Source organism: Lentzea waywayandensis, from assembly GCF_900115955.1.
Lineage (GTDB): Bacteria > Actinomycetota > Actinomycetes > Mycobacteriales > Pseudonocardiaceae > Lentzea > Lentzea waywayandensis.
The window spans coordinates 45,057-71,176 of record NZ_FOYL01000018.1; the positions used below are offsets into that span (position 1 = coordinate 45,057).

The following is a 26,120-nucleotide window of genomic DNA, read 5'->3' on the forward strand; positions in this document are numbered from 1 at the left end:
GTTAACGAACAGGTCTGACAATTCTCGACGCAATTACGATCGCCCCATGCCCACGACGACCCTGCACTGGCTCTCGGAAGCCGACGACCACCTCCGCACCGAGATCCACGCAGTCGTGCACGACGTGGTAGCGGCAGGCGGCGCGGTCGGCTACCACGAACCGCCAACCCACGAACGCATCTCGACCTGGCTGGACACCGTCCTGAAACAGGTCCGCGAAGGTGACGCAGCCTTCGCCGTCGCACTCGTCGACGGCGTGGTGCGCGCCGTGGGCCTGTGGCGCCGAGGCTCGACCGCCGTCTTCCAGCACCGAGCCGAAATCCAGCAGATCATGGCCCACCCTTCGGCCCGCGGCCTGGGCCTCGGCAAGCTGGTGATGGAGGGCTTGATCGCCAACGCCCGCGAGCAGGCCGTCGAGATCCTCTCGCTAGGCGTGCGCGGCAACAACCACGGCGCCATCGAACTCTACGAGTCCTTGGGCTTCCGGGAATGCGGCCGCATGCCGAACGCGATCGCCGTAGGAACCGAGCGCTGGGACGACGTGTGGATGTACCTGCCGCTCGGCTACCCGGAGGGCACGTCACTGAACGGCGCGGCGGCGGGTGGACTGGGCGGCAGCCCACGACGAGGAGCCTGATCCAGCCCGCGAAGCCGAAGTCGAGCAGTCAGAGCGCGCAATCACGGCAAACGCCGCCCACCCGCGATGCCGAAGGCGAGCCGTCCTTACCGTGCGGTCTGGGTGGGGTGGTTTCGTCACGAGTCGTGCCACAGCTCTTGCTGCATGCAAGGAGGGGTGTCAACTCGACACGCTTTTCGTCGAGTTGACACCCCTCCTTGCATGTGGCCCGCTCTTGGCTCGGCTCGTGACGAAACCACCCCACCAACGCAACCACCAAAGCAACGCGCCTCCGCCCAAAGCACCAGGCGTGCCATCAACCCACGCACGGCGTAGGCCCCGGTTTTGGATCAGATTGGCGGGGTCTGGGGCGGAGCCCCAGGAAGCAGCGCAACCTGAACGCCCGCAACCCAACCACCTACGGACTCGCAACGCGCACCCGCCAACGAAACAGGGGGACGACCCACGCAACGACCGCGCACGCCGAAGGCGTCACACCCGATCAGGCCGAACCACAATGACGCTGACCGTGTAATCCCCCCAAAGCGTGGTGTGGATCAACATCCGAGAGTCCAAGGACAACGCCGAAAACTCAGGAACCCAAAGCTCCCGGCCGTCCTCCTCGAACAACCACCCCCGCAACTGCCCGCAAGCACCACCGGCAACGGACAGGCCTACTTCTCCGTCCCCCACCCGGCCCGACAACCGAACCCGAGCCCACCGGGGCTCCCCATCGACAGCACCGGGATCCCGCAAATCAACACAGAGCAGAAACTCACGCCGCTCATCGAAGAGCTCGTACGAGGTGGCCATCCGCCACCACTCGGCGTTGATCCGGGAAACGAACTCAGGGTCGTCGATGCTGACCGCGGACGAGTCGAAGCGCCCATGCTCACGCAGGCTGGAGGCGGCGCCACGATCAGGCGGCGTGGGCAGCTCAGGCTGCTGTTCCCACAGCCCGAGGAACACGAGTCCCGCTCTGGCGAGATCGTCAGCAAGCTCGGCTTCAGTCAACGGCACAGCCCGAAAATAGCGAGTGGCCCCAACCGATTTTGCCGGCCAGGGCCACTCACGAACATCAAAGGTTCAACCCTCGAAGGTCGAACCCTCAGAGGTTCGGGAACCAGATCTTGATCTCGCGCTCCGCCGACTCGGCCGAGTCCGACCCGTGCACCAGGTTGTACTGGACCTCGGTCCCGAAGTCGCCACGAATCGTGCCGGGCGTCGCCTTCTCGATGGGGTCGGTCCCACCGGCGAGCTGACGGAAGGCCGGGATCGCCCGGACACCCTCCACCACGATGGCAACGAGCGGCCCACCGGTGATGAAGTCGACGAGGTCGCCGTAGAACGACTTGCCGTCGTGCTCCGCGTAGTGCTGCTCAGCGGTGGCGCGGTCGGCGGTGCGCAGCTCCAGGGCGGCGAGCTTGAGGCCCTTGCGCTCGATGCGGGCGATCACCTCGCCAACGAGACCACGGGCAACGCCATCGGGCTTAACGAGAACCAGGGTGCGCTCGGACACGACGGTGTGACTCCTTGAAGAACAGGTACGGGATGTGGGCAACAGGGTAGCCACCCGCCCGGCCAGGCCTGTGCCTGACCACCCGTCCGGCCAAGCCTGGCCTGACCTCGCTGTCTCGGCGGCGGACGACATGGCGGCGGTGAACGGCATGGCGGCGGCGAACGGCACGGCGGCGGTCGACGACGCGGCGGCGGCGATGGACGGCACGACGGCAGTGGACGGCACGACGGCGGCGAACGACGCAGCGGCGACGGACGACGCGGCGGCGGACGATCTGACCGGGCAGACCCGGTAAGCCATAGTTCTGCGTCATGAGCGCAAAGCACACGGGGTCCGCTCTGACCGGCGCCGCTGTCCTGTTCGTCCTCCTGCGGCTCCTCGCCGTCAGCCACTACGACTGGCACACGGCGTTCGCGCTCCTCCACACACTCGAACTGGACGACGCGCCTGGGCTGTTCCTCGGCACGTTCATGGCCGACGACCGCATCAGCACGGTTCTGCTGATGATCGTCACGCCGGCGACGTTCTTCTTCTACTTCCGCACGCGCAAGGATCCCGAGCGTGCGAACACGACGGCGCTTCTCACGTTGATCGTGCTCATCGCGCTGATGGTGTCCCACACGCTCACGTACCACCGTTGGTGGCTCGCGCTCGGGGCCGTGGCGATCGGTGCGGCCATGGTGCTGGCCATTCGCAACGCGCGGTGGTTGCTCAAGTGGTTCGCCTGGCTGCTGGCCGGGTCTGCGCTGGCGGTCGCCGCCATCGTCAGCACGCCATGGGTACCCAAGGAGCGGATCAACGACGCCGAGGAGGTCTACGTGTTCGAGACGAGCCCCGGCTTCCTGAAAGTCCTGGGCGCACACGACCGCAAGTTCCGGATCTTGCGCACGGAAGACGTCCGGAAGCGCGAAGAGCTGGCCGATCACTGACGATTTCCATAGACATTGGATAAATACAAGAATATTGTGCCACACGATCTGGAATGCTTCACTCGATCGTGTGATTTCGGGCGTGCCCGTACGACTCCTGCGGGTAGGAAGTAACGGCGGCGGTCGCTCTTCAGATGAGCGGGAAGTGCCCATTGGGCGGTGATTCGGCCAGGATTCCGCCCAGTAATCCCGAATTAACCCGGAGTGACTTCTGAAACGCGACTACCGAGCCGCATTCGACGTCCTCGCACACGCCTTGGCGCAATGCCACATTGATCAGTTCACCGGAGCATTGCGCGTCGCGGGCAACGCGGGCGGGCTGTTCCACCTGCGCGACGGCGCGGTGATCGCGGTGGACAGCGCGGGCTCACCTGGAGTGGAGGTGCTGCTGCTGGGCTCGGTCAGGGTCAGTGCGGAGGACTGGAACGCGGCGCTGGTGGAGAGCGTCGAGACGGGGTCGCTTCAGGCGGCGCTCATCGCTCGCGGGCACCTCGGGCCCGACGAGATCCAGGCCGTAGCCCTGGCCGCCATGCAGGACGGCGCGTTCGCCGTTGCAGCCGGTGACGTCGAAAGATGCGTCGTCGAAGACGACACAGAAGAACCCCTGCTGCCCTCGGCCGAGGGTGTCGCGCCGGAGGTGTTGCTGGCGGACACGGCCGATCGGCTGGACGCGATCGCCTCACTGCCGGTCCCGTTGTCGCCCTACCGGGACCGCGTGGTGGCCGCCCGCGGAGCCGAGCCGTCCAGCGCGGAACGGCGGGAGATCATCGCGCACGCCACCGGAAGACGCAGTGCACGAGACGTGGCTTTCGCGATCGGACGGAGTCTGCACTCGGTCACCGTCGAGGTCTCCCGAATGCTCGATGAAGGACTGCTGGAAATCGCCCCGCCGGCGACCGCGTTCAGTTTTTCACACTGGGGCCTGCCCTCGTTGCGCCCCCGTACAGAAACAGGGCAGACCAGCGGAAAGGAACTGCATTGGACTACGACGCCCTGGCCGCCGAACTGCGGAAGCTTCGAGAAAACGTCGCCGGAGTGACCGACACGGTGCTGGCCGCGTCCGACGGAATTCCCATTCTCACCGATGTTGCGAAGAACGTCGAGCCAGCACACATCTCCGCGCTCGCCGCCGCCGACCTCGGCATCGCACGCCAGGCGGCGGAGGTGATCGGCCTGGGCAAGCTCAACCAGACCGTGGTGTTCGGCAGCAACGGCTACATGGCCGTGTACGCCGTCAGCAGGACGGCGCTGATGGTCGTGCTCGGGGACAACGGACTGAACCTCGGGCGTCTGCTTCACGAGTCCAGGCCCGCGATCGAGCGAATCGGCTCGATCATGGCGCCCACCGCACCGTCCACCGAATAAAAATGGTCGCAGCACATGTCCGAATTGGGTTCATTGCTCTCGGCAATGTGGAGACGTGTCCGCATGCGATCGAGGAGCGAGAAACCGGTCACGTCGCCTCGATCACCAGTTGACATAGAGGAGTGGAGTCTGATGAACATCGATATCGCAATGAAAGAGGCCATGGCCATCTCCGGCGCCGTCGGCGTCGCGCTGGTCGACTACGACAGCGGGATGTCGCTCGGTACCAGCGGCGGAGGTGACTGGCTGAACCTGGAGGTCGCGGCGGCCGGGAACACCGAGGTCGTCCGCTCGAAGCTCCGCGTGATGCAGACCCTCGGCCTGAGCGACACCATCGAGGACATCCTGATCACGCTGCACCGCCAGTACCACCTGATCCGGCTGATGAGCGGCATGAAATCCAGAGGCTCGCTCTTCCTGTACCTCGTGCTGGAAAGGGAATCGTCGAACCTCGCGCTGGCCCGGCACCACCTCAAGCGCATCGAGTCCGAGCTGCAGATCTAGTCGCACCAAAAAAGGGTGTCGGAGCCGCCGAACCGGCCCCGGCACCCTTTTCCCGTGTTTTCGGTCAATGCACCAGAACGGGTCCGGAATCCCGCGACACGGTGACCTGCCGCAGCACGAACACCGCCAGGCCCAAAGCCACTGCCACGAGCACGGCCGAGATCCAGAACGCCAGGTGGAAGCCCGAGGTCAGCGCCTCCAGCCGGCCGACGCCCGACGCCAGCAGCGACGACGTGTAGCTGGTCGAGGTCGTGGCCAGCACGGCGAGCCCCAGAGCACCGCCCACCTGCGCGGTCGTGTTCACCAGACCGGACGCGAGGCCCGCCTCGTCGTGGGAGGCACCGGACATCGCCAGCGTCATCAGCGCCGGGAACGACAGGCCAAGGCCGATGCCCAGCGGCGCGACGGCGGGCAGGATGTGCGCAAGGTACGAGCCGTCGACCGGCACCTGCGTGAACACCACCATGCCGACCAGCATGAACAGCAGGCCCACGATCAGCATGTTGCGCTCGCCGAACCGGGAGTTCAGGCGCGCCGACAGCGACACCGAGAACACCGCGATCGCACCGGCGACGGGCATGAACGCCAGGCCGATCTGCAACGGCGTGTACTGGAGCACGAGCTGCATGTAGAGCGTGCCGAGGAAGAACAGCCCGAACATGCCGGCGACCATCGAGATCTGCACGAGGTTCGCGCCGGTCACGTTGCGGGACTTGAACACCCGCAACGGCAGCAACGGCTTCGCGGCAGTCCGTTGGCGCAGCACGAATCCAACGAGCAGGGCCACCGCCACGGCGCCCAGCCCCAGCGTGTGGACCGAGCCGAAGCCGTAGTGCTCCGCCTTGACGATCGTGTAGACGCCGAGCATCACCGCGGCGACGATCAGCAGCGCGCCGAGAACGTCCGCACCCTCGCGCAGGCCGAGGCCGACGGAGTCAGGAACCAGACGCACGGCGGCGACAGCGGCCACGATGCCGATCGGGATGTTCACGAAGAAGATCCAGTGCCACGACATGGCGTCGGTCAGCACACCGCCGAGCAACAGGCCGAGGGACGCGCCCGCCGCCGCGACGAAGCTGAACACACCGATGGCGCGCCTCTGCTCGTCAGGCTCGGGGAACATCGTCACGACCATGCCCAGCGTCACGGACGTGGCCAGCGCACCGCCCGCGCCCTGCACGAAGCGCGACACGATCAGCATCTCGGCGCTGAGGGACAAGCCGCACAGCAGCGACGCGACCGTGAAGACGCCGAGGCCGATCAGGAACACCTTCTTGTGCCCGATCAAGTCGCCCAGGCGACCCGCGAGCAGCAGCAGACCGCCGTAGGCGATCAGGTACGCGTTCACGACCCAGGCCAGACCGGCCTGGCCGAACTTGAGGTCTTCTTCGATCGCGGGCAGCGCGACGTTCACGATCGTCTGGTCCAGCACGATCATCAACATCCCTGCGCACAGCACGATCAGCGCGAGCCAGCGCGAATCCGTCTTCGGTCCCCCTGAAGTCATAAGAGGAACCGTAGCAGATAGTTTTGTACGGGACTATCTTCTACCCAACTGCATGACGTAGAGCACGCTTGCGCGGCGGCTTCTCACACGGCACGACGGTGCTCAGGCGGCCTTCCACCAACCTCGTCAGACCCTTGACCAGGCCTTCCCGCTCGTCACCCGGCAACGAGCCGAGCACGCTGCCCACGACTTCCGCGTACACGTCGTCGGCCTTCGCCACAATCTCGCGCCCCGAGTCGGTCACGACCACAACGCGCGCACGGCGGTCCGTCGGCGACGGCTTGCGCTCGGCGTAACCAGCGGATTCGAGCGCGTCCATCGTCACGACCATGGTCGTCTTGTCGATGTCGACCACGTCGGCGATCTCGGTCTGCGTGAGCCCTGCGTCCAGAGCGACGGACAACACGCAGCGGGCTCGCGGAGTCAGTCCGATCTCCGCGAGCCTCGCCGTCAGCTCTGTCTCCAGCGCGTGCGACGTCCGATGCAGCAGCATCATCAGGTCAGTACACCCCGTCGTGCCCATGGGCACTACGGTAGCAAACTACTCTGGAACAAAACTATTTCTCAGCGGGACTATCGCTCGAGCACCACGACCGAACGCGCGGCTCCCACCTTCTTCTCGCTGGTCAGCGGCTTCCAGTCACCTGCGGGCAGCGTCACGGCCCGGTCCGTCGGGCACGGGTTGATCACCACGACCAGCCCGCGACGAGCCGGGTCCACGTCCGGCCCGGCCGTGTCGTCGACGTGCATGACGATCACGCCGGACTCGGCCGCGGGGAACGACACCTTCTGCTGCACCAGATCCGCGTCGCCAAGGGAGAACAGCGGCGACGACTGCCGGATCCGCAGCAGCTCCAGGGTCGCGTCCAGCGAGGCCTTCATGTCCGCGGACGACGGCTTCGGCCCGGCCAGCAGCGGTTTCGCGTACGGCCACTTCGACTCGTTGTCGGCCTTCGGCGGCAGCCCGCGGCCGAAACCGTTGTCGCGCAACGACGGGTCGTAGGCGTTGAACCAGTCCCCCGAGTCGTAACTGTTGCGGTCCAACGACTTCGAGCGCAGGAACTCGGTGCCCGCGTGCACGAACGGCCGCCCCTGCCCGAGCAACGCCGGTGCCAGCGCCACCGTCTGCATCTTCACGCGGTCGGCGGCGGACGTCTCGGGCTTCAGCTTGTAGGTCAACGCGTCGAACAACGTCTCGTTGTCGTGCGCGTCGACGTACGTGATCGCCTCCAGCGGTTGTCCGGTGTACCCGGCGGCCGTGCCGTTGTACCTCACGTCCCGGCCGGCGACGACGGGCCCGGCCGTCGACTGGAAGCGGTACGAGGCCATGTTGCCCGCCATGCCCAGCTTCACCAGGTCGCTGTAGTTCTCCAGCCGCGCGGCCACGTCGCCGTTGGCGGGCGAGGAGTTCACGTCCCCGGCCAGACCGGAGCCGAGACCCTGCACGCGCGGGTCGTCGTCGAACGGACCGCCGCCACGCACCGCGTCCCGGAGCCGGTCGCTGAACGTGCCGATGCCCGTACCGGCCATGTTCGCCTGCGTGGCCTGCTCGAACCGGGCGTTGCCGGCGACCTCGCCGAAGTCCCAGCCCTCGCCGTAGACGCCGATCTTGCGCCCGTCCACGCCATCACGTTCGACGGTCAACGCGTCCAGTGCCGCGCGCACCGCGAGGATGTTCGCCTTCGGGTGGTGGCCCATCAGGTCGAACCGGAAGCCGTCGACCTTGTAGTTGCGCGCCCAGCGCACCACCGAGTCCACGACGAGCTTGCCCATCATGGCGTTCTCGGTCGCGGTGTTCGCGCAGCACGTGGAGTTCGCGACCGAGCCGTCGAGGTTGAGGCGCTGGTAGTAGCCGGGCACGACCTTGTCCAGCACGGACGTCGGTGCGTCGCCGAACGCCGCCGTGTGGTTGTAGACGACGTCCACCACCACGCGGTTGCCGTTGTCGTGCAACGACTTCACCATCTCGCGGTACTGCTTCGAGCGCGCCTGGCCGTTCTGCGCGTCCGCCGTGGCGTACGAGCCCTCTGGCACGTCGTAGTGGAACGGGTCGTAGCCCCAGTTGAAGCCGTCCTTGCCCGCGACCGCGCCGACGCAGGCCTGCTGCTGGTCGGAATCGGCCGGAAGCGAGGGCAGGTCGCAGGCCGGGGTGGCCTGGTCGGAGCGCTTCTCGGGGATCGTCGCGATGTCGAACGTCGGCAGCAGGTGCACGGTGTCCATGCCCGCCGCGGCCAGCGTCCTGAGGTGCTTCATGCCGGTCGATTCGCGGTGTGTGAACGCCTTGTAGGTGCCGCGATCCCCAGCCGGGACGGACTGGTCGTTGATCGAGAAGTCCCGCACGTGCAGCTCGGTGATCGCGCCGCCCATGCCCTTGGCCACGTCCTTCGACCATCCGGCAGGCATCGAACGGCTGTCCTTGAGGTCGGCGAACTGCGAGTGCGTCGAGTTCACCGACAGCGCCACGGAGTACGGGTCGGTGACCACGACCGTGCGCTGCCAGTTGGTCACCTCGAACTGGTAGTACTTGTTCTTCCAGTCGCCCGAACCGCTCCACGAGCCCGAGGCGTCGTCACGCTTGAGCTGGACGACCTTCTTCGGTTCGCCGGAAGGCTGGTCGAACAGGCGCAGCTTGACGTTGGCGGCGGTCGGCGCCCACAACCGCACCGACGCGCAGTCGTGGTCGAACGTCGGCCCGAACGTCAGTTTCGTTGCGGCGGAAGCGAACCGATCATCGAGCACGCCCGCGATCTGCACGCTCGTGCGGTGCCTGATCGCGCCGCCCGCGTCGACGTGCACGGCGGAGAGCTTGTCCCGCAACGCCTCGTCCACGAACCCGCGCACGGCGAACACCGGCTTGCCCTTGAGGTGCGGGAACTGCGCCGGGACCGCCTCTGTCGTGGGCGACAGCCGCAGCACCCGTGCGCCGTATTCGAGGCGGTAGCCGTCGGACTGCACGGACGGCACGTCCCAGACGACCTTGTCCTTGGAGATCCAGATCGCCTTGGCCTTGGTCAGGTCGTCATCGGCGGCCGGGCCGACACTGGACGGCAGCAGGTACGTCTCGTTGCCCTGCAACTGCCACACCTCGTTCCCCTTCTGCCCCAGGTCGAGGAACTGGTCGGGGCCCGGATCCTTGGTGTCGCCGCGGTGGACGATGTAGCTCAGGCCTGCCGCGCCGGCCGCGAGCGGCACCGACCAGTAGACGCCGAACTGGTCACGCCCGTCCGGCACCCGCGACTGGTTCCAGCCCGGCGACGGCTCGGCGGAACCCGTCCAGTGGTACATCGTCCAGTCCGTGTAGTCGCCGTCCGCGCGGTTGTAGTGGATCACCGCCCGGTTCTCGGCGGCGGCCTTCGTAGCGTGCACCTTCCCGCCCGCGACCCACGAGTGGCCACTCGTGAACTTGCCCGTCGCCTCCACGGTCGTGCCGCGCACGACGGAGAAGTCGGTGGTGGGCGGAAGTTCCGCGACACCGCTGGTGAACGGCACGTCAGCTCGTCCGGCAACGCGCACCACGGCACCGGACGCGTCGCCGAGGTAGTGGACGACCGCCTTGCCCGTCGCCGCCTGTTCGGACGGGTGCACGGCCGGGTCGCCCTGCTTCAGCCAGATCTCGGGCGTCACGCTCGGGTCGACGAACCGGTCGACGGACGTGTCCTTCTCGTCGCCCTTGTGCGCGATGAGCCCGACCGACTTGGCGCCCGGCTTCAGCTTGATCCAGGCGAAGCGCCCGTAGACGTCCTCCCCCGCGAACGGCAGCGGGGCGTTCCACTCGGTCGGCGTCTCGACGTCGCCCCAGGCGTGCAGGCCCCAGCCGTCGTAGTTGTCGCGCGCGTAGTGCACGACCAGCCAGTCCGGGTTCTTCGTACCGGGATCGGGGATCGGCGGCGCGGCCACGAGCGACACGAACGCGCCGTCCGCGCCGATCTCACCGGACTTCGCGACCACCCGCAGCTCGACGCGCTTGCCGACGGCCGCGCCCGGAAGTGTCGACAGGTCAGCGAAAACGCGGTAGGGAGCGGCGTCGTCGGTGCCGAGCACGGTCCAGTCGCGGGTGCCCTCGACGCGGGCGGCGAAGGTGGCGGCGGCGTTGGGCGCGCTGATGCCGTCCGCGCGGAGCTCGACGCGCTTGTCCAGCACGGTTCCGGCGGCCGGAGCGACCAGCACAGGCGCCGGCTTCGACTTCGCGACGTCGCTGGTTCCCTTGAGCACCAGGGAGGACAGCGCGGGCACGGTCACCGTGACGCGGCCGTTCTGGACCTGTGCGTTCTCAAAAGCCGAAGACGACACGGGCACGGTGACGGTCGCCGGCGAGGTGCCTGCGTTCGCGACGACGAGGTGTTCACGGCCGAGGATGCGGCTGAACGCGAAGACGTCACCGTCGGCGTACCGGAGCACCTGGTTGCCGTCACGCCACACGGGATCGCGGTCGACCTGCGCGGCCAGGGCCTTGAGCTGCTGGTACAGCGGGTGGGTCGTGGTGAAGTTGTCCTGGGCGCCGGTGCGGTCGCTGCCGACGAGCTTCTCCGCCATGTACTCCGGCGTCTTGGAGGCGAACATGTCCTGACGCGCCAGCTTGTCGCCGCCCGTGCCCGCGAAGCCCTGCTCGTCGCCGTAGTAGACGACCGGGTTGCCGCGCCACAGGTACATCAGGGTGTTGCCGAGTTTGAGGCGCTCCAGCAGTTCCGCGTCCGAGATGCCCGGCTTGTCGTTGCGGATCATCCACGCGACGCGGCCCATGTCGTGGTTGCCGAGGAACGTGGGCAGCGACGAGGCGTTGGAGTCGGCGTCGGTGTAGCGGTCGTCGTCCAGCAGCACTTCACCGAGGCGCTGGGAACCCTTGCCGGACAGGAAGCTCAGCGCGCTGCTCTGGAACGGGAAGTCCAGCGTGGCCTGCATCCTGCCGGCCGTCGTGTACTTCGAGGTGTTCTCCGGGGAGGAGTCGAAGACCTCGCCGAACACGAAGAAGTCCTTCTTGCCCTTGCGGTTCGCGTACTGCTTCACGTGCGGCGCGAGGGCCCGCCAGAACTCCAGGTTGACGTGCTTGACGGTGTCGACGCGGTAGCCGTCGATGTCGAGCGTGTCGATCCAGTTGGTGAAGATGTCCTTCATGCCGTTGACCACGCGCGGGTGCTCGGTCATCAGGTCGTCGAGGCCGGAGAAGTCGCCCTGCTCGCTCGACTCGCCGGAGAACGTCGAGTCGCCGCGGTTGTGGTAGAGCGTGGAGTCGTTGAGCCACAACGGATACTTCGTCTGGCCGTCCCTGACCGGGGTGTACGGGAAGGACTTCTGGGCGTCGAGCTTCGGGAACGTGGACTTGCCCGCGTAGTCCGCGATGTCGAACGGCTTGCCGTCCGCGTCGAGATACGGCTGCGCGCCCGTGCTGACGTACTGGGTCTTGTTCTCCGCGTACTTGATCACGTCGGCGGTGTGGTTCGCGACGATGTCGAAGAAGACCTTGATGCCGCGACGGTGCGCGTCCTTGATCAGGTCGCGCATCTCCTGCGTGGTGCCGAAGTGCGGGTCCAGCTTGGTGAAGTCGAGCGTCCAGTAGCCGTGATAACCGGCGCTGTCGCCCTGCACCCAGCGGTTGAGGAACATCGGCGTCATCCAGATCGCCGTGATGCCCATGCCGTCGAGGTAGTCGAGCTTCCCATGCAGGCCCTTGAGGTCGCCGCCGTGGTAGAAGCCCTTGTCAGCGGGGTTGAAGCCGTTCTCGGCGGCGTTCGAGCGGCCGCGGTCGTTGCCGGGGTCGCCGTTCGCGAACCGGTCGGGCATCACGAAGTAGAAGCGCTCGCCCCGCAGGTCGTCTCGCTTGGGCGGCAACGCGAGTCTCGCGTCCCCGTCGCGCACACCGGGCGCTATGTCCACCACCTCCCCCACGGCCAGACGTTGCGGTGGTGCGGCAACGGCCTGAACGGGTGTGAGGGGCAGCAGAACCAGTGCAGCGAGCGCGGCGACGACCCGACGCATCGCGACCTCCTTGTCGCAAACTCTTGCAGGGTTGCTGCACGAAACCACGACAAACAGCGGGAAACAATACGTCGAGCACTGCAAATGTTTGCGATCAGCCTGCCGGACGCTTGTAGGTGATCGCCATCCGCAGCGGATGTGAGCGCCACTCGTTGACCGCCATGCCGGCGATCAGGCCGATGCCCACGACGGACTCCCGGGTCGCGGGCGCGCTGCGGCTCGGCGAGCCGGCGAGCGGCCCTTCGGTGGGCGTCGGCGAGAACTGGGCGATGGCCATCGGCTGGCCCTCGTGCGGCTGCACGGCCAGCAGGACGTGCGGATCCGCCTGCTCGCCTTGGTTCTCGATCGGTTCGAGGGAGAGGTACTCGCCGCGTTCCGCCGCCTCACCGCACATCTGACCGGCCCACCGGAAGGCGTCCAGGACGTCCTCGTCCGAGAGTTCGGCGTCCGCCTCGTGCAACGTGACCTGGGTCAGGCGCGTGCCGTGCGCGGTCATCTCGCCGTTGGTGGTGAAGCGGTCGGGGATCATCACCTCGCCCGTCTCGGGGTCGATCATGAGCATGTCGCGGAACCTGGTCTCGGCGAGCGGCGACCGGCCCATCAGGCCACGGCCGAGCATCTCCCGCAGCTTCGGGTCGCTCATCCGCCAGAACGTGGTCTGCTCGCCGATCTGCAGGCCGACGAAGTCCTTCACCGGCAGGCTCGGCAGCGCGGTGACCAGCGTCTGGCCGGCCGCGACCGGTGGCGGCGGCTGGACCTGGTACGGCGGCAGCGAGGCGAACTGCGGATCCACCTGGGCCGTGCGGACCACGTGATGCGCCCACGCCCGCGCACGCGCCAACGGGTGGTCAGGGAACCGTGCGTCGTGGCGCGGATCGTCGCCCGCGTGGAACGGCAGCACGCCCTGCAGTTCAGGCGCGTACGGGTGCGACTTGGTCCAGTTCTGGAACCCGATCTCTGCGGCCAGGATGGCCTCGCGGGTGCCCGTCATGCCGCGTTCCATCGCCCCGAGCTGGAGCACGGCACTGCAGTTCGACTTGGGGATGGTGAAGGAGCAGACGAAGCCCTGCCCGTTCGGCTGGTCCGGCAGCGGCATCTTGACGATCCGCAGCAGCGCGGCCACCCCGGCGAGCTGGACGACGTGCGCCTCGATCAGGCAACCGGTCTCGCCGTGGATCAGGGCGAGGTGGTGCCTGAGCCTCGGCAGGTCGTCCAGCCCGGCGGGTAGATCCGGGACCACGCCGTAGTAGGTCAGTTCGGCCTGGTCACCGCTCGGGTGCTGCCAGGTGTTCTGGTCGAGCTGACGGAAGCCGGAGGTGTCGAACGAGATGGGCACCCACCGACACTACGTCTCGTGTCAGGCGGCCCTGAGCGTTTTGGACCAGAGCGAAGCGCCTGTCGCGTCGCGCAGCCACACGGTGAGCTCGTGCTGCGACGCCTTGACCTCGCCGAAGTGCTGGAACCCGTCCAGCGGCGTGGTGTTGGCGGCGGGCGGGGCGTGCACGAAAACGGCCTGCGGGCCGAACGTCGGGTCGAGCGTGTTGGGGCCGAACGCGCCGGCGTGCAGCGGGCCGGACACGAACTCCCAGAACGGGTCGAAGTCGCCCACGGCCGCGCGGTCGGGCGAGTAGTGGTGCGCGGCGGTGTAGTGGACGTCGGCGGTCAGCCAGACGGTGTTGCGGACGCGGCGGCGCTTGAGTTCCCTGAGCACCCACGCGATCTCGTGCTCACGGCCGTTGGGCGTGCCCGGCAGGCCGTTCGCGACGCCCTCGATGTCGGTGCCGTCCGGGACGGTCAGGCCGATCGGCAGGTCCGCCGCGATGATCTTCCACGTGGCGGTGCTGCGGCTGAGCCCGTCGACGAGCCACTTCGCCTGCTGGGCGCCGAGGATCACGCCCGGCTGGTCCTTGGGTGAGGTGTTGCGGTCCTTGTAGGTGCGCATGTCCAGCACGAAGATCTCGACGTTGCGGCCGTAGGAAAACTTCCGGTAGACGCGGCCGTCCACCGCGCGCTTCCGGTCGATCGGCATCCACTCGTGGAACGCCTGGAAAGCGCGCTGTGCCAACACGTCCACGCGCTTCTCGGTGTACTGCGGGAGTTGCAGGATCTCGCCGGGGTACCAGTTGTTGGTAACTTCATGATCATCCCATTGCGCGAAGACCGGCACCTGGGAGGCGAAGCGCTTCACGTTGTCGTCGAGGAAGTTGTAGGCGAACTGGCCGCGGTACTCGTCGAGCGTCTCGGCCACCTTGGACTTCTCCGGCGTGACGACGTTGCGCCAGATCCGGCCGTCCGGGAGCGTCACGCTCGCCTGCATCGGGCCGTCGGAGTAGACGCTGTCGCCGCTGTGGATGAAGAAGTCGGGCCTGCGGTCGGCCATGGCTTTGAAGATCGGCATGCCGCCGATGTCGGGGTTGATGCCCCAGCCCTGGCCCGCGACGTCACCGGACCACACGAACCGCACGTCGTCGCGGCCGAGCGGGGCGGTGGTGAAGCTGCCCGTGACGGCCTCGCTGCAGGTGCGGCCGTGCAGGTCCTCGGCCGTGACGCGGTAGTAGGCGGGGCGGCCGGGCAGCAGGCTGGTCACCCTGACCTGCCCGGTTCCGCCGGTCTCCGGGGTGAGCAACGGGCCGCGGACGCGGCGGGACAAGCGGAACCCCGGGTCGTTGGACACCTCGACGAGCATCCGCGAGGGACGGTCGGCGCGCGTCCACACGATGCCGCCGTCCCAGGTGACGTCGCCGGACTGCACGCCGTGCGTGAGGATCGGGCGGTCGGTCTTCGCGAGGCTGATGCCCGAGGGCACCAGCGCCGCGGCCGTGCCGAATGCGCCTGCCTTGAACAACGTGCGACGGTCGAAGGTCATGCGCGGTTTCTAGTCGCCGGTTCTGGCCAGTTCTGAAACCCGAGGTGAACTTCAGCAGCGCAGGTCGGTCCAGCCGCTGACGTAGCCGCCGCCTGGCACGGTCACGCTGGAGACCGCGCGGGTGCACTTGTTCAACGTGGCCGCTCCGGCGCCCCACAGCTCCTGCTTGTTCCCGCTGCGGAGGTCGCCGCCGGGGTACTCCTCGTCGCCGTCGATCACCGCGATCCAGTTCGAGACGCGGTAGGTGTGGCTCCTGGCGTAGGAGTCCCAGACCCAGGTGTAGGCGAAGTTCTTGCCGCACCCGGCGAACTGCTTGACCGACGCGATGGTCGCGCCCTGGTGCTTCACGTAGCCGGTGGTGCCGATCTGCTTGGCAGAGGCACAGCCGGGACGGTCTCGGCGTGGGCGGTGCCCGAGCTCAGCCCGACGGTCAGCAGCGTCGCGGCCAGTGCGGCGGCGATGGCGAATGGCTTTCTCACAGCCGCGACGCTGCGGCAGTCCGGTTATGCAGTGGTAAATCCCTTTACGTGAGGCGCTTGAGCCAGTCCGTGATGATCTGGCGCGACGCCGGCGTGGCGTGCACCCACGTCTGATGGTTCTGGTCGGTGTACTTGACCACGAGCCAGCGGCCGTCCTCGAAGTCGATCGTGGTGAGGAAGGTCTTGGCGCGCTGTCTGCCCTCGCCGTCGCGCTTCGCCGCGTACAGCTTCGCCGTGCCCTGGCGGGGCTGGGCGAGCAGCTGGCGCAACGAGATCGACGGCGACGCCTTGCCGGGTTGGTGCACGTTGATCTCGGTCGCGCGCACGTTGATCGACGCGCCACGACCGGCCGGCACGTCCGGCAGCTGCATCGCGAGGACCTCCGGCGCGTTGTCCGGCCGGATCGGGTGCAGCTGCACGAACCCGTTGTCGTGCAGCGCAAGGACACCGTGCTGCGAGTTCGCCGCCACGACCACGGGCCTGGTCTCGTTCGGCGTGACCGCGATCCAGGCCGAGTAGTCGTGCTCCGCCTTGGCGATCAGGTGCAGCGTCCCACGGACGTCCGGGTGGTCGAGACCGACCCTGCGCAGCTCACCGATGACGTCGCGCTCGATGAGCACGCGTTCGTCCTCGGTCTCACCGGGCGAGTCGACGGACAGCGCCGGGTGGTACTCCCCCAGCTTCTCCTGCTTCCACAACACGTCGAAGGCGAGGTCGGACAGTTGGATGGACGACCGAAGCACGTCACCCCCCGATCGTCGGCGGTGCGACCATCGGCATGTCACCGATGATCTCGTTCGTGTTCTCCTCGGTGATGAGGTAGTCGGCGGACTTGTGCTCCAAGTCGTCCTCGCCCTGGCCCTTCTGGCCGTGACCGCCCATCCCGCCCATGCCGGCCGCGCCACCCCGTCCGGCAGCGCCCGCCGCACCACGTCCGGCAGCGTTCGCGCCGGTCTCGCCCATGCCGCCGAACACACCGGCCTTGCCGCCGGGCTGCTGGGCGGACGTGCCGCCGGCCGTTCCGCTGCCGACGCCACCGAGGCCGCCGCTGCCGAACTTGCCCGCGCCGCCGGCTCCACCACCACCGAGCTTGCCTGCTCCGCCGGGGCCGCCGGCGCCTCCTGGCCCGCGACCGGTGCCGGTGCCACCAGGTCCGCCGGGGCCACCCGTGGTGGGGCGGACGGGCACGCCGATGGGCGGGAGGCCCGTGTTGTTCGGCCGGTCGATCACGCTGCCGACCGGGGGCTTGCCGGTGAGGTTGTCGCCGACGACCGGGCGGCCGGTGTTGTTGGTGTTGCTGGTGTTCGTCGTGTCGGACGAACTGGTGCTGGTGGTGGTCTGGTCGCCGTTGGTGGTGGGCACGGTCCAGCCGGTGCCGGTCGTGCTCTGCGGCGTGCTCGTGGAGTTCGGAAGGCCCGACGTGGACGAGCGCGAGGTCGTGCTGCTGCTCGTCGTGGTCTTCTCCTCACCGTTGTTGCCACCGGTGTTGGCGATCTCGACCTGCAGCGTGTCGACCGTGACGCCGGGGAACTCCTTCGGCAGCTCACCCCGGTTGGTGTTGCTGGCGCTCTGGAACTCCGCGTAGACCTCGCGGTTGTGCTTCTCTTCAGCGTTGTAGCTGTTGACCTTGTCCTCGGTGTCGGTGTCCCAAGGGGTCGCGTCGTCCCACAGGTTCGTGTCCGGCTTGGCCGCCGGCATGTCCTTGAGCTGGTTCTTGTTCAGGTTGAACTGGTAGACCTGGTTGGAGATCGAGTGATCCGCCTGCCGCAACGCGTCCTGCATCTGGACCATGGCCTGGTGGATGGGGTTGGCGGCGGCCTGGGCGGCGTCCGCACTCGCCCCGGTCCACGACTCGCCGAGCGTCTCGCCGACCCGCTTGAGCCTGGCCTCGATGCCGGCGTAGCCGCGCTCCAGCGCCTGGGCGGTGGTCGCCGCGGCCTGCGCCGAGCCGGTGCCGGGACCGCTGGTCATCTGGGCGTAGATCTGCGCTCCCGAGAACCCCTCGGCTCTGGTGTTGTCCTCGGTGAAGCAACTGGGCGCGGGCCGTGTCATTTCGCACCTGCCTTGATCGTGGTGATGACGAGATTCGCGAACTCGGTCACTGCGGCACACGGGTCGGCGTACTTCGGACTGCCTTGGTCGCTCTGGAACGAGATGTTCAACGCCTTCTCGCTGGAGACCCCCACGAGCAGAGTGCAGAAGCCGTCCTTGCGACTGTCCGCGACGAGGGCGAGGTAGGCCGGGTAGCCCTGGACCGCCGGCTGAGTCTCGAACGTCTCGTACGTCGTGGTCGCGTTCGGGAGGATGGTGGAGAGGTTCGTGCCCTCCGGCAGGATCGTCACGCCGGGAGCCATCTTCGCCGGAGTGCTCGACCCCAGCCAGACGCAGGAAGCGCCAGGTGAGGTCGTGTTCACCCGTCCGTTCACCCCGGGCAGCCCGAACGCCTGCGCCTGAGCAGGTGTGACCATGCTGCACGGGGCCGCTTCGAAGGCCTTGACGTCGAGAGGATTCTCGATCTTGGGAGCTCCGCCGCTGTCGCCGGTGCTGCTCGACTGCGTGGCGGTCGTCGGCGTACCGGTCGTGCCACCGCTCTCGCCGCAGCCGGCCAGCAATGCGAGTGCGGCAGTACCGACGACGATGCTTCGGATGCGCAACAGCTCAGTCCTTCTACTTGAGGTTGTCCCGATTGCCCTGCTCGGTCTGCTCGTACTGGCGCAGCGTGGCTTTCAGGTTCTCGATCCTGGTGTCCAGCGTTCGCTGCAACCGCAGGTTGGACTCCTGGTGGCCCTTGCCCGCCGCGCTCGCCCAGTTCGCGTAGACCTGGCTCGGCATGTCCTTGCCCGCGCCTTTGACAGCGGTCAGGTCTTCACCGGACTGGTGAGCAAGGACGAGCTCGTCCTTGATGGACTCGTACTCCTTGATGGCAGCGCGCAGCGTCTCGAGATCGACCTTGGTCCCGCTCATCCCCAGTACCCTCCCCGCAGATTCGTGCGTCAAACAGCATAGCGCCAGGTCGCGGGACCCGTCCCGGTTTCAAAGCACGATCGGGTGAACGACGAAGTCTTTTCGTCAGCCCTGACTTGTGAATGTTCATTGCCGAATTGCGCACTGCTTGCTCGTCGGCTTATTAGGGTGTGCGCGTGCGCGCTCTCGCCTTCGGACTCGCCGCTGTTCTCGCCTTCCTCGCACTGGCCACGACGATCCGGACCACCGACGTCCTGGTCGGCACCGTGGACGCCAGAGAGATCGGCACCGCCACCGTGTCGTCGTGCACCGAGCACGGGCCGGTCGGAAGATGGGGCGTCAGCACGAGCTACGGGTGCGATGCCGAGGTGCGGTGGGAGGACGGACGTACCGAGCGGGTCGCGTTCGCACCAGGCCAGCTGAAGCCTGGCGAGCAGGACGTCGCCGTCTTCCGGTCCAACCGGGAAGCCGGGCGCAACGACAGCGGGCAGTGGTTTCTCGCCGGGCCGCTCGCCTCGGTGGCGCTCGGGTTGCTGACCCTGTGGTTCCTGGGTGCCGCGGTGCTGTCGCTCGTTCCCTCGCGGAAGACACGGCAGCAGAAGCCGGACGAGAAGTGGCCGGTCAGCAAGGAGGACGTCAAAACCACTCCGGTCACTCGGCGGGTGCGGCGGTTGCGGTTGTACGCGTGGCTCGGGCTTGCCGCGGCGGCCGCGGAAGGGCTCGCTTCGATGCCGTTCTTCGACGCGCCTCGGCGGGTCGGTGCGTTCGTGTCGCCGTGGCCCGCGTTGGAGGACGCGTGGCTGCTGGATCTGCCGTCCGGGGTGCTGGCCGGGTTCGCGGTGCTGGTGGCCGCGGTGATCGGGCTGATCGCGGAGAGCGTGCACAAGGACGCGGCGCGGATCGTCCGATATGGACAGTCTTATCTCGACTCGAGGAAGCAGGTTCCCGGCGGCGGGAACAGCTGGGTGCCGACCGCGTTGATCGCGGCGCTCGCGGTGGGGGCGATCGTGAAGGTGGTGCTCGCACTGGGGAACGCGCCGGTGGTGGTGTGGCTGGCCGGTGGCAGGGATGTGCTGGTCCTGCTGGCGTTGCTGGCCGTCACGGTCTGCACTCGACAGTCCGCAAAGGACATGGTCGCGCAACTGGGCCGGAAGTAGGGGAACCGGACGACGGTTTCCGCAGTCTCACGGGGCATGAGTTCTGCAGAACTGGGCGCTGGGCAGCAGCGACTTGACGACTACATGCGCCGTGTCAACGACATCCAGCGCAGAGCCGAGGAGACGCAGGCCCAGCTCAAGGCGTTGCGCGCGGACGTGAGCAGTCCCGATCGTTCGGTCACGGTGACGATGGCACCGGGCGGGCGGCTGGAGAAGCTGAGCCTGACGCCGTCGGCGATGAGGATGTCGCACGACCAGCTCGCCGCCATGATCACCGAGACCGTGAGCAAAGCACACGCGGCCGTCGCCGGGCAGATGGAGGCGACGATGCAGCCGTTGATCGGCGGCACCTCGGCCATGGACTTCCTGCGCGACCAGGTCACCGCGGCACAGCAGCCGGAGGAGACCGAGGAGCAGCCGCAGCAACGTCCGCAGCGCCCAAAGGGCACGCAGGGCCGAGACGACGACGAGCCGTTCGGCACCATCTACCGGTAAGGGGTCCCGGTGACAGGATTTTCCATGGAGCCCGCTGACGTGATCAGTCACGCGGGCAACGTGCAGTCGTTCGGCATGGAGCTCACCCGAGCCGCCGGACGGGGCGAGAGCGTCGATCTCGGCGTCGAGACGTACGGGCTCATCGGCCAGGTCTTCAGCTTGCCGGTCCGCGTCCACATCGCGGCGATCGCGAGCTCGATCAACGAGCTGGCGAACGCGCTGCCGGACGTGGCGGACGCGTTGCGCGACAGCGCGGACGCGACGCGGCAGACCGACGAAGACCACGCCAAGCTGTTCAACAAGTACAAGGGGTCCTGATGGTTCTCGACGTCAGCGCGGACAACGCCACCGACGGTGCGCGGATCATCGACACCGTCTGGAAGTGCGCGGAGGACTTCAACAACCCGAGCGACTGGGCGTTCGACGGCGTCGCGCTCGGACTCGACGTGCTCGGCTTCGTCGCGAACCCGCTCGGCACGCTCGTCGGCGCGGGCATCGGCTGGCTGATCGAGCACGTGTCGTTCCTCAAGGAGCCGCTCGACGACCTGGCCGGCGACCCTGGTGCGATCAACGTCGTCGCGGCCGCCTGGGGTGAGGTCGCCAAGGCGTGCGCGAAGGTCGGCAACGACTACGCGCAGGCGGCGACCAGCCAGACCGGCACGTGGACCGGCCAGTCCGGCGACAGCTACCGCACGGCCGCCTCGACCCTCGCCGAGCAGATCAAGGCACTCGAAGGCGCGGCGAACGCCGTGGCCACCGGCATCCGCGGCACCGGCATCCTGGTCGCGGCGGTGCGCGGCATCATCCGCGACATCGTGGCGGACGTGGTGGCGGAGTTCATCATCGCCGCGGTGACCGCGCTCGCGACGAGCTGGTGCAGCTTCGGCGCCTCGATCGCCGCGTTCACCGGCTGGGCCGTGGCACGGGCGGCGGCGACCGCGGGCAAGATCGCGGGCAAGGTCAGCAAGCTGCTGATGAAGCTCGCGCAGGCCGTCCGCAAGTTCGACAACCTCAAGGGCGTGTCCGACGCGCTCGCGAAGGCCGCCGTCAACATCGGCCGCAAGGCCAAGGGCGTCGGCCGGGCGATCGGCAAGAACCACGCCTCGGTCAAGCAGATCGAGGACGGGTTCGCCAGCGCCAACAACGCGATCCGCGACAAGCTGACGTTCGGCAACGACGCGGCGAAGAACGCGGCGAACCGGGTCGACGACATCATGGCGCCGCGTGGCCGCGACGGGTTCGCGGACACGGTCAAGCCCATCGCACTCGGCCGGACCGGCGCTTCCGAGGCCTTCAAGGAAGGCGCCAACTGGGACGAGAGCTACGAGAAGGGCCAGGAAGAGCTCAGCCAGAAGAAGTAGCGGTCCCGCCCTGCTGTTGCTGCGCGGGCAACCTGCCCTCGGCCATGCGCTTGAGCAGGTCCTTGCGCAGCCACAGCAGGTACGCCCAGACCAGCCCGAAGATCACGCCGATCACGCCCATCGCCGGCAGCAGCAGCCAGGTGGCGATCAGCAGGACGTGCAGGCCGACGACGGCGCCGATCGCCCACGGCTTGCGGACGAACGCGCACATCGCGATGAACACCGCGATGAAGCCGAACGCGACCCAGCCGACCAGGGACGTGACGCCGCCGTGCAGTTTGGCGATCACCGGCAGGGCCAGGGCGACGACGATGACCTCGAGGATCAGCGTTCCGGCCATGATGCCCCGGAACGCCTTCATCGGGTCCTTCTTCAGAGGGGCCGGGGCGGTCATGCCGGCTCCTTTCCGAACAGCGCACGGGCCTCGCCCGCGGTGACGACGGAGCCGGTGACGATGATGCCGCCGCCGGACTGTTCGTCGTCGACGAGGTGGATGGCTTCCTCGATGGCGTCGACCAGCCTGGGGCGCACCTCGAAGCGGTCCTCGCCGAAGATCGGGACGGCGAGACCGGCCAGGACGTCCGGGTCCATGGCGCGCGGGGAGGAGTTGGTGGTGATCACCAGTTCCTGCACGACCGGCTCCAGCGCGGCGAGGATGCCCTCGGCGTCCTTGTCGGACATGACCGCGACGACGGCCACGAGCTTGCGGAAGCCGAACTCCGACTCCAACGCGCGAGCCAAAGCCGCGGCGCCGTGCGGGTTGTGCGCGGCGTCGACGAAGACGTTGGGCGCGGAACGGACTCGCTCCAGGCGGCCCGGCGTCACGACCGAGGCGAAGCCCTCGCGGACCATCTCGATGTCGATCTTGCGCTCGGGGCCCGCGCCGAAGAACGCCTCCACGGCGGCGAGTGCCAGGGCGGCGTTCTTCGCCTGATGCTCGCCGTGCAGTGGAAGGAAGATGTCCTCGTAGACACCGCCGAGGCCCTGCAGCGTGATCATCTGGCCGCCGACGGCCACCGACCTCGACAGGACGCCGAACTCGCTGCCGAACCGGGCCACCATCGCGTCCACCTCGGCGACGCGTTCCAGGATCACCCTCATGACCTCGGGCGTCTGCTCGGCGACGATCGCGACGGCGCCCGGCTTGATGATGCCGGACTTCTCCACCGCGATGTCCTCGGGACGGTTGCCCAGGTACTCGGTGTGGTCGACGCCGATCGGGGTCAGCACGGCGACGCGGGTGTCCACGATGGACGTCGCGTCCCACGTGCCGCCCATGCCGACCTCGACGACGGCCACGTCGGCCGGTGCTTCCGCGAAGGCCGCGTACGCCATGCCGGTGAGCACCTCGAACTTGCTCATCCGGATCTCGGACTGGCTGTCCACCATCGCGACGTACGGCTCGATGTCGCGGTAGACCTCGACGTAGCGCTCAGGGCTGATCGGCTGGTTGTCCAGGCTGATCCGCTCGGTCGCGAGCTGGAGGTGCGGGCTCGTGAACCGGCCGGTGCGCAGGCCGATGCGCGTGAAGAGCGCGTCGACCATGCGCGACGTCGACGTCTTGCCGTTCGTGCCCGTCAGCTGCACGACCGGGTACGACGTCTGCGGGTCGCCCAGCACGTGGGCGAGCGCCTTGATCCGGTCCAGCGACGGCTCGAGCTTGGTCTCGGGCCACCGCTGGTTGAGCTCGTTCTCGACGTCGAGGAACTCGTCGAGGTTGGTTTCCACGGTTCTTACGCCTCCGGCAGCGCGGCCAGGCGCTCGTTGATGCGGGCGATCTCGGACTCGGCGACGGCCTTGCGGTCCTCGATCTTGGCCTTGACGTCGGCGGGCGCCTTGGCGAGGAACGCCTCGTTGCCCAGCTTCTTCGTCGTGGTCTCGAGATCCTTCTGCGCCACGGCCAGGTCCTTGGCGAGACGCTTGCGCTCGGCCGCGACGTCGATCGTGCCGGACAGGTCCAGTTCGACCTTCACCGCGCCCTTGGGCAGGCCGACCTCGAGCGTCGCGGAGACGGTGAACTCGTCGCCGGGCTCGGTCAGCCGCGTCATCGCGCGGACCGACGGGACCTGGTCGATCAGGCCGACGCAGCACGCGCCGCGGACCTTGCCCGCGACCTTCTGGACCGGCTTGAGGCCCTGCTCGGAACGGAACCGGCGGATCTCGGTCGCGAGCTTCTTCAGGCCCTCGATCTCCGCCGCGGCCTCACCATCCCGCTCGGCTCCGGAGACCTTCGGCCACTCGGCGACGACGAGCGACTCGCCGCCGGTCAGCGACGTCCACAGCGTCTCGGTGATGAACGGGATCGACGGGTGCAGCAGGCGCAGCAGGACGTCGAGGACGTGGCCCAGGACGGACTGCGTGGCCTCGGCGCGACCGTCCGCGATCTGGACCTTCGCGATCTCCAGGTACCAGTCGCAGAACTCGTCCCACGTGAAGCTGTACAGCGCCTCGCAGGCACGCGAGAACTGGAACGCCTCGAAGTTCGTGTCCACAGTGGACACCAGGGCGTCGAGCTCGTCGAGGATCCAGCGGTCGGCGGCCGTCAGCTCGGAACGCTCCGGCAGCGGACGGGAGACCGTCGCACCGTTGGCCAGCGCGAACCTGGTGGCGTTCCACAGCTTCGTGGTGAAGTTGCGGGAACCGGCCGCCCACTCCTCGGCGACGGCCATGTCCGAACCGGGGTTCGTGCCGCGCAGCAACGTGAACCGGGTGGCGTCCGCGCCGTAGCGCTCCATCCAGTCCAGCGGGTCGATGCCGTTGCCCTTGGACTTCGACATCTTCTTGCCGTACTGGTCCCGGATCAGACCGTGCAGGAAGACGTGGTCGAACGGCTGGACCTCGTCCATCGCGTACAGGCCGAACATCATCATCCGGACGACCCAGAAGAACAGGATGTCGTAGCCGGTCGAGAGAACCGAGGTCGGGTAGAACTTCTTCAGGTCCTCGGTGGACTCCGGCCAGCCCAGGGTCGAGAACGGCCACAGGCCGGAGGAGAACCACGTGTCGAGGACGTCCTCGTCCTGACGCCAGCCCTCACCGGTGGGCACCTCGTCGTCCGGTCCGACGCAGACGACCTCGCCGTTCGGGCCGTAGAAGACCGGGATCCGGTGGCCCCACCACAGCTGACGCGAGATGCACCAGTCGTGCAGGTTGTCGGTCCAGTCGAAGTACCGCTTGTTCAGCTCCGCCGGGTGGATCTTGGTGCGACCGTCGCGGACGGCGGCGGACGCGGCCTCGGCGATGGTCTCGACCTTGACCCACCACTGCAGCGACAGGCGCGGCTCGACGACCGTGTTGCACCGCGAGCAGTGCCCGACGGAGTGGACGTACGGCCGCTTCTCCGCGACGATCCGGCCGTCGGCGCGCAGTGCCGCGACGATCGCGGGACGGGCCTCGAACCTGTCCATTCCCTCGAACGGGCCGTGCGCGGTGATGGTCGCGCGGCCGTCCATGATCGTGAGGTTCGGCAGGCCGTGGCGCTGGCCGATCTCGAAGTCGTTCGGGTCGTGGGCGGGCGTGACCTTGACCGCGCCCGTGCCGAACTTCGGGTCGACGTGCGCGTCGGCGACGATCGGGATGCGCCGGCCGGTCAGCGGGAGTTCGACCTCGGTGCCGATGAGGTGCCGGTAGCGCTCGTCGTCCGGGTGGACGGCGACCGCGGTGTCACCGAGCATCGTCTCGGCGCGCGTGGTCGCGACGACGATGGACGCGTCCCCGTCGCCGTAGCGGATCGAGACGAGCTCGCCGTCGTCCTCGCTGTGGTCGACCTCGATGTCCGAGAGCGCCGTCTGACAGCGCGGGCACCAGTTGATGATCCGCTCGGCCTGGTAGATCAGGCCGTCGTCGTACATCTTCTTGAAGATCGTCTGGACGGCGCGCGACAGCCCCTCGTCCATGGTGAAGCGCTCGCGCGACCAGTCGATGCCGTCGCCGAGGCGCTTCATCTGGTCGAGGATCTTGCCGCCGTACTCCTCTTTCCACTCCCAGACCCGCTCGACGAACTTCTCGCGCCCGAGGTCCTGCCGGGACATGCCCTGCTTGGCCAGGTCGCGCTCGACGGCGTTCTGGGTCGCGATGCCCGCGTGGTCCATGCCGGGCAGCCACAGGACCTCGTAGCCCTGCATGCGGCGGCGCCTCGACAGCGCGTCCATCACGCTGTGGTTCATCGCGTGGCCCATGTGGAGGCTGCCGGTGACGTTGGGCGGGGGCAGCACGATCGTGAACGGCGGCTTGTCGCTCTTGACGTCGGCCTCGAAGTAACGCCGGTCGACCCACCGCTGGTACAGCTCCGCCTCTACCTCCGCCGGAGTCCACGCGGCGGGGAGGTCAGGACGCTGGGTTGCGGTGTCGAGTTCAGTCACAGCCGTGAAGTCTACGGAGGCCAG

At 67.8% G+C, this 26,120-nt stretch carries 26 protein-coding genes; 10 read left to right on the forward strand and 16 right to left on the reverse strand.

The window, feature by feature from the left end; genetic code table 11:
• The first annotated feature begins 46 nt into the window (after positions 1-46).
• Entirely contained in the window at positions 47-637 is a 591-nt protein-coding gene (locus tag BM417_RS41840; RefSeq protein ID WP_093605674.1) for a GNAT family N-acetyltransferase, read from the forward strand.
• Positions 638-1,108: 471 nt separating this feature from the next.
• Here the strand turns inward: BM417_RS41840 and BM417_RS48270 are convergent, their stop codons facing one another.
• Entirely contained in the window at positions 1,109-1,636 is a 528-nt protein-coding gene (locus tag BM417_RS48270) for a hypothetical protein (protein ID WP_177320912.1), read from the reverse strand.
• An 88-nt stretch (positions 1,637-1,724) separates the two neighbouring features.
• On the reverse strand, positions 1,725-2,135 hold the full coding sequence (gene ndk / locus BM417_RS41850) for a nucleoside-diphosphate kinase (RefSeq protein ID WP_093605675.1): 411 nt from the start codon (positions 2,133-2,135) through the stop codon (positions 1,725-1,727).
• Between the two features lie 34 nt (positions 2,136-2,169).
• Between ndk and BM417_RS41855 the strand changes: the two genes are divergently transcribed.
• The 5 genes from BM417_RS41855 (at position 2,170) to BM417_RS41875 (ending at position 4,933) form a co-directional block, all read left to right on the forward strand.
• The gene (locus BM417_RS41855; RefSeq protein ID WP_143139050.1) at positions 2,170-2,430 is read left to right on the forward strand and encodes a hypothetical protein; all 261 of its coding nucleotides are present in this window, start codon (positions 2,170-2,172) and stop codon (positions 2,428-2,430) included.
• 16 nt (positions 2,431-2,446) lie between these two features.
• Positions 2,447-3,064: a hypothetical protein gene (locus BM417_RS41860; RefSeq protein WP_093605677.1), complete on the forward strand. Its 618-nt coding sequence runs from the start codon at positions 2,447-2,449 to the stop codon at positions 3,062-3,064.
• Positions 3,065-3,356: 292 nt separating this feature from the next.
• The gene (locus BM417_RS41865) at positions 3,357-4,103 is read left to right on the forward strand and encodes a hypothetical protein (RefSeq protein ID WP_093605678.1); all 747 of its coding nucleotides are present in this window, start codon (positions 3,357-3,359) and stop codon (positions 4,101-4,103) included.
• Complete coding sequence (locus tag BM417_RS41870) at positions 4,100-4,429, forward strand: roadblock/LC7 domain-containing protein (protein WP_245822712.1); 330 nt, start codon at positions 4,100-4,102, stop codon at positions 4,427-4,429. Before BM417_RS41865 ends, BM417_RS41870 begins: the two co-directional genes overlap by 4 nt.
• A 132-nt stretch (positions 4,430-4,561) precedes the next feature.
• Complete coding sequence (locus BM417_RS41875) at positions 4,562-4,933, forward strand: hypothetical protein (RefSeq protein ID WP_177320913.1); 372 nt, start codon at positions 4,562-4,564, stop codon at positions 4,931-4,933.
• A gap of 64 nt (positions 4,934-4,997) precedes the next feature.
• Here the strand turns inward: BM417_RS41875 and BM417_RS41880 are convergent, their stop codons facing one another.
• The 11 genes from BM417_RS41880 to BM417_RS41925 all read right to left on the reverse strand — a co-directional run bounded on the left by BM417_RS41880 (position 4,998) and on the right by BM417_RS41925 (position 18,722).
• Positions 4,998-6,440, reverse strand: a complete 1,443-nt coding sequence (locus BM417_RS41880) for a DHA2 family efflux MFS transporter permease subunit (protein ID WP_093605680.1) — start codon at positions 6,438-6,440, stop codon at positions 4,998-5,000.
• 40 nt (positions 6,441-6,480) lie between these two features.
• The gene (locus BM417_RS41885) at positions 6,481-6,963 is read right to left on the reverse strand and encodes a MarR family winged helix-turn-helix transcriptional regulator (RefSeq protein ID WP_218164735.1); all 483 of its coding nucleotides are present in this window, start codon (positions 6,961-6,963) and stop codon (positions 6,481-6,483) included.
• A 50-nt stretch (positions 6,964-7,013) separates the two neighbouring features.
• Positions 7,014-12,413 carry a pullulanase-type alpha-1,6-glucosidase gene (pulA, locus tag BM417_RS41890; protein WP_093605682.1) on the reverse strand — a complete coding sequence of 1,800 codons (5,400 nt, stop codon included), beginning with the start codon at positions 12,411-12,413 and terminating at the stop codon, positions 7,014-7,016.
• Between the two features lie 94 nt (positions 12,414-12,507).
• Positions 12,508-13,749, reverse strand: coding sequence for a hypothetical protein (locus tag BM417_RS48275; RefSeq protein ID WP_177320914.1), 1,242 nt, complete (start codon positions 13,747-13,749; stop codon positions 12,508-12,510).
• Positions 13,750-13,770: 21 nt separating this feature from the next.
• Positions 13,771-15,279: an alkaline phosphatase D family protein gene (locus BM417_RS41900; RefSeq protein ID WP_093605683.1), complete on the reverse strand. Its 1,509-nt coding sequence runs from the start codon at positions 15,277-15,279 to the stop codon at positions 13,771-13,773.
• A gap of 51 nt (positions 15,280-15,330) precedes the next feature.
• Positions 15,331-15,627: a hypothetical protein gene (locus tag BM417_RS41905; RefSeq protein WP_093605684.1), complete on the reverse strand. Its 297-nt coding sequence runs from the start codon at positions 15,625-15,627 to the stop codon at positions 15,331-15,333.
• Complete coding sequence (locus BM417_RS50015) at positions 15,624-15,758, reverse strand: hypothetical protein (protein WP_281251407.1); 135 nt, start codon at positions 15,756-15,758, stop codon at positions 15,624-15,626. The genes BM417_RS41905 and BM417_RS50015 overlap by 4 nt, the downstream gene beginning before the upstream one ends.
• A gap of 44 nt (positions 15,759-15,802) precedes the next feature.
• Positions 15,803-16,501 (reverse strand): ESX secretion-associated protein EspG, encoded by a 699-nt coding sequence (locus BM417_RS41910; RefSeq protein ID WP_177320915.1) that lies wholly within the window; start codon positions 16,499-16,501, stop codon positions 15,803-15,805.
• A gap of 1 nt (position 16,502) precedes the next feature.
• The gene (locus BM417_RS41915) at positions 16,503-17,810 is read right to left on the reverse strand and encodes a PPE domain-containing protein (RefSeq protein ID WP_093605686.1); all 1,308 of its coding nucleotides are present in this window, start codon (positions 17,808-17,810) and stop codon (positions 16,503-16,505) included.
• Positions 17,807-18,412 (reverse strand): DUF3558 domain-containing protein, encoded by a 606-nt coding sequence (locus tag BM417_RS41920; protein ID WP_177320916.1) that lies wholly within the window; start codon positions 18,410-18,412, stop codon positions 17,807-17,809. The genes BM417_RS41915 and BM417_RS41920 overlap by 4 nt, the downstream gene beginning before the upstream one ends.
• Positions 18,413-18,425: 13 nt before the next feature.
• A complete protein-coding gene (locus tag BM417_RS41925) occupies positions 18,426-18,722 on the reverse strand; it encodes a PE domain-containing protein (protein WP_093605688.1) in 297 nt (98 codons plus the stop codon).
• 176 nt (positions 18,723-18,898) lie between these two features.
• Here BM417_RS41925 and BM417_RS41930 point away from each other — a divergent pair, with 176 nt between their 5' ends.
• Genes BM417_RS41930 through BM417_RS41945 form a run of 4 tightly spaced genes read left to right on the forward strand, consistent with a single transcriptional unit; the run spans position 18,899 to position 21,735 of the window.
• The gene (locus BM417_RS41930; protein ID WP_143139051.1) at positions 18,899-19,879 is read left to right on the forward strand and encodes a DUF6346 domain-containing protein; all 981 of its coding nucleotides are present in this window, start codon (positions 18,899-18,901) and stop codon (positions 19,877-19,879) included.
• A gap of 36 nt (positions 19,880-19,915) precedes the next feature.
• Positions 19,916-20,374, forward strand: a complete 459-nt coding sequence (locus tag BM417_RS41935) for a YbaB/EbfC family nucleoid-associated protein (RefSeq protein WP_245822714.1) — start codon at positions 19,916-19,918, stop codon at positions 20,372-20,374.
• A gap of 24 nt (positions 20,375-20,398) precedes the next feature.
• Positions 20,399-20,692, forward strand: coding sequence for a type VII secretion target (locus BM417_RS41940; RefSeq protein WP_093605691.1), 294 nt, complete (start codon positions 20,399-20,401; stop codon positions 20,690-20,692).
• Entirely contained in the window at positions 20,692-21,735 is a 1,044-nt protein-coding gene (locus BM417_RS41945; protein WP_093605692.1) for a WXG100-like domain-containing protein, read from the forward strand. The genes BM417_RS41940 and BM417_RS41945 overlap by 1 nt, the downstream gene beginning before the upstream one ends.
• Here the strand turns inward: BM417_RS41945 and BM417_RS41950 are convergent.
• The 3 genes from BM417_RS41950 to BM417_RS41960 are packed head-to-tail and all read right to left on the reverse strand — an operon-like array spanning position 21,719 to position 26,096.
• A complete protein-coding gene (locus BM417_RS41950; RefSeq protein ID WP_093605693.1) occupies positions 21,719-22,129 on the reverse strand; it encodes a DUF4233 domain-containing protein in 411 nt (136 codons plus the stop codon). The genes BM417_RS41945 and BM417_RS41950 overlap by 17 nt on opposite strands.
• Entirely contained in the window at positions 22,126-23,463 is a 1,338-nt protein-coding gene (folC, locus tag BM417_RS41955; RefSeq protein ID WP_093605694.1) for a bifunctional tetrahydrofolate synthase/dihydrofolate synthase, read from the reverse strand. The genes BM417_RS41950 and folC overlap by 4 nt, the downstream gene beginning before the upstream one ends.
• Before the next feature lie 5 nt (positions 23,464-23,468).
• Positions 23,469-26,096 carry a valine--tRNA ligase gene (locus BM417_RS41960; RefSeq protein WP_093605695.1) on the reverse strand — a complete coding sequence of 876 codons (2,628 nt, stop codon included), beginning with the start codon at positions 26,094-26,096 and terminating at the stop codon, positions 23,469-23,471.
• Positions 26,097-26,120 lie beyond the last annotated feature (24 nt).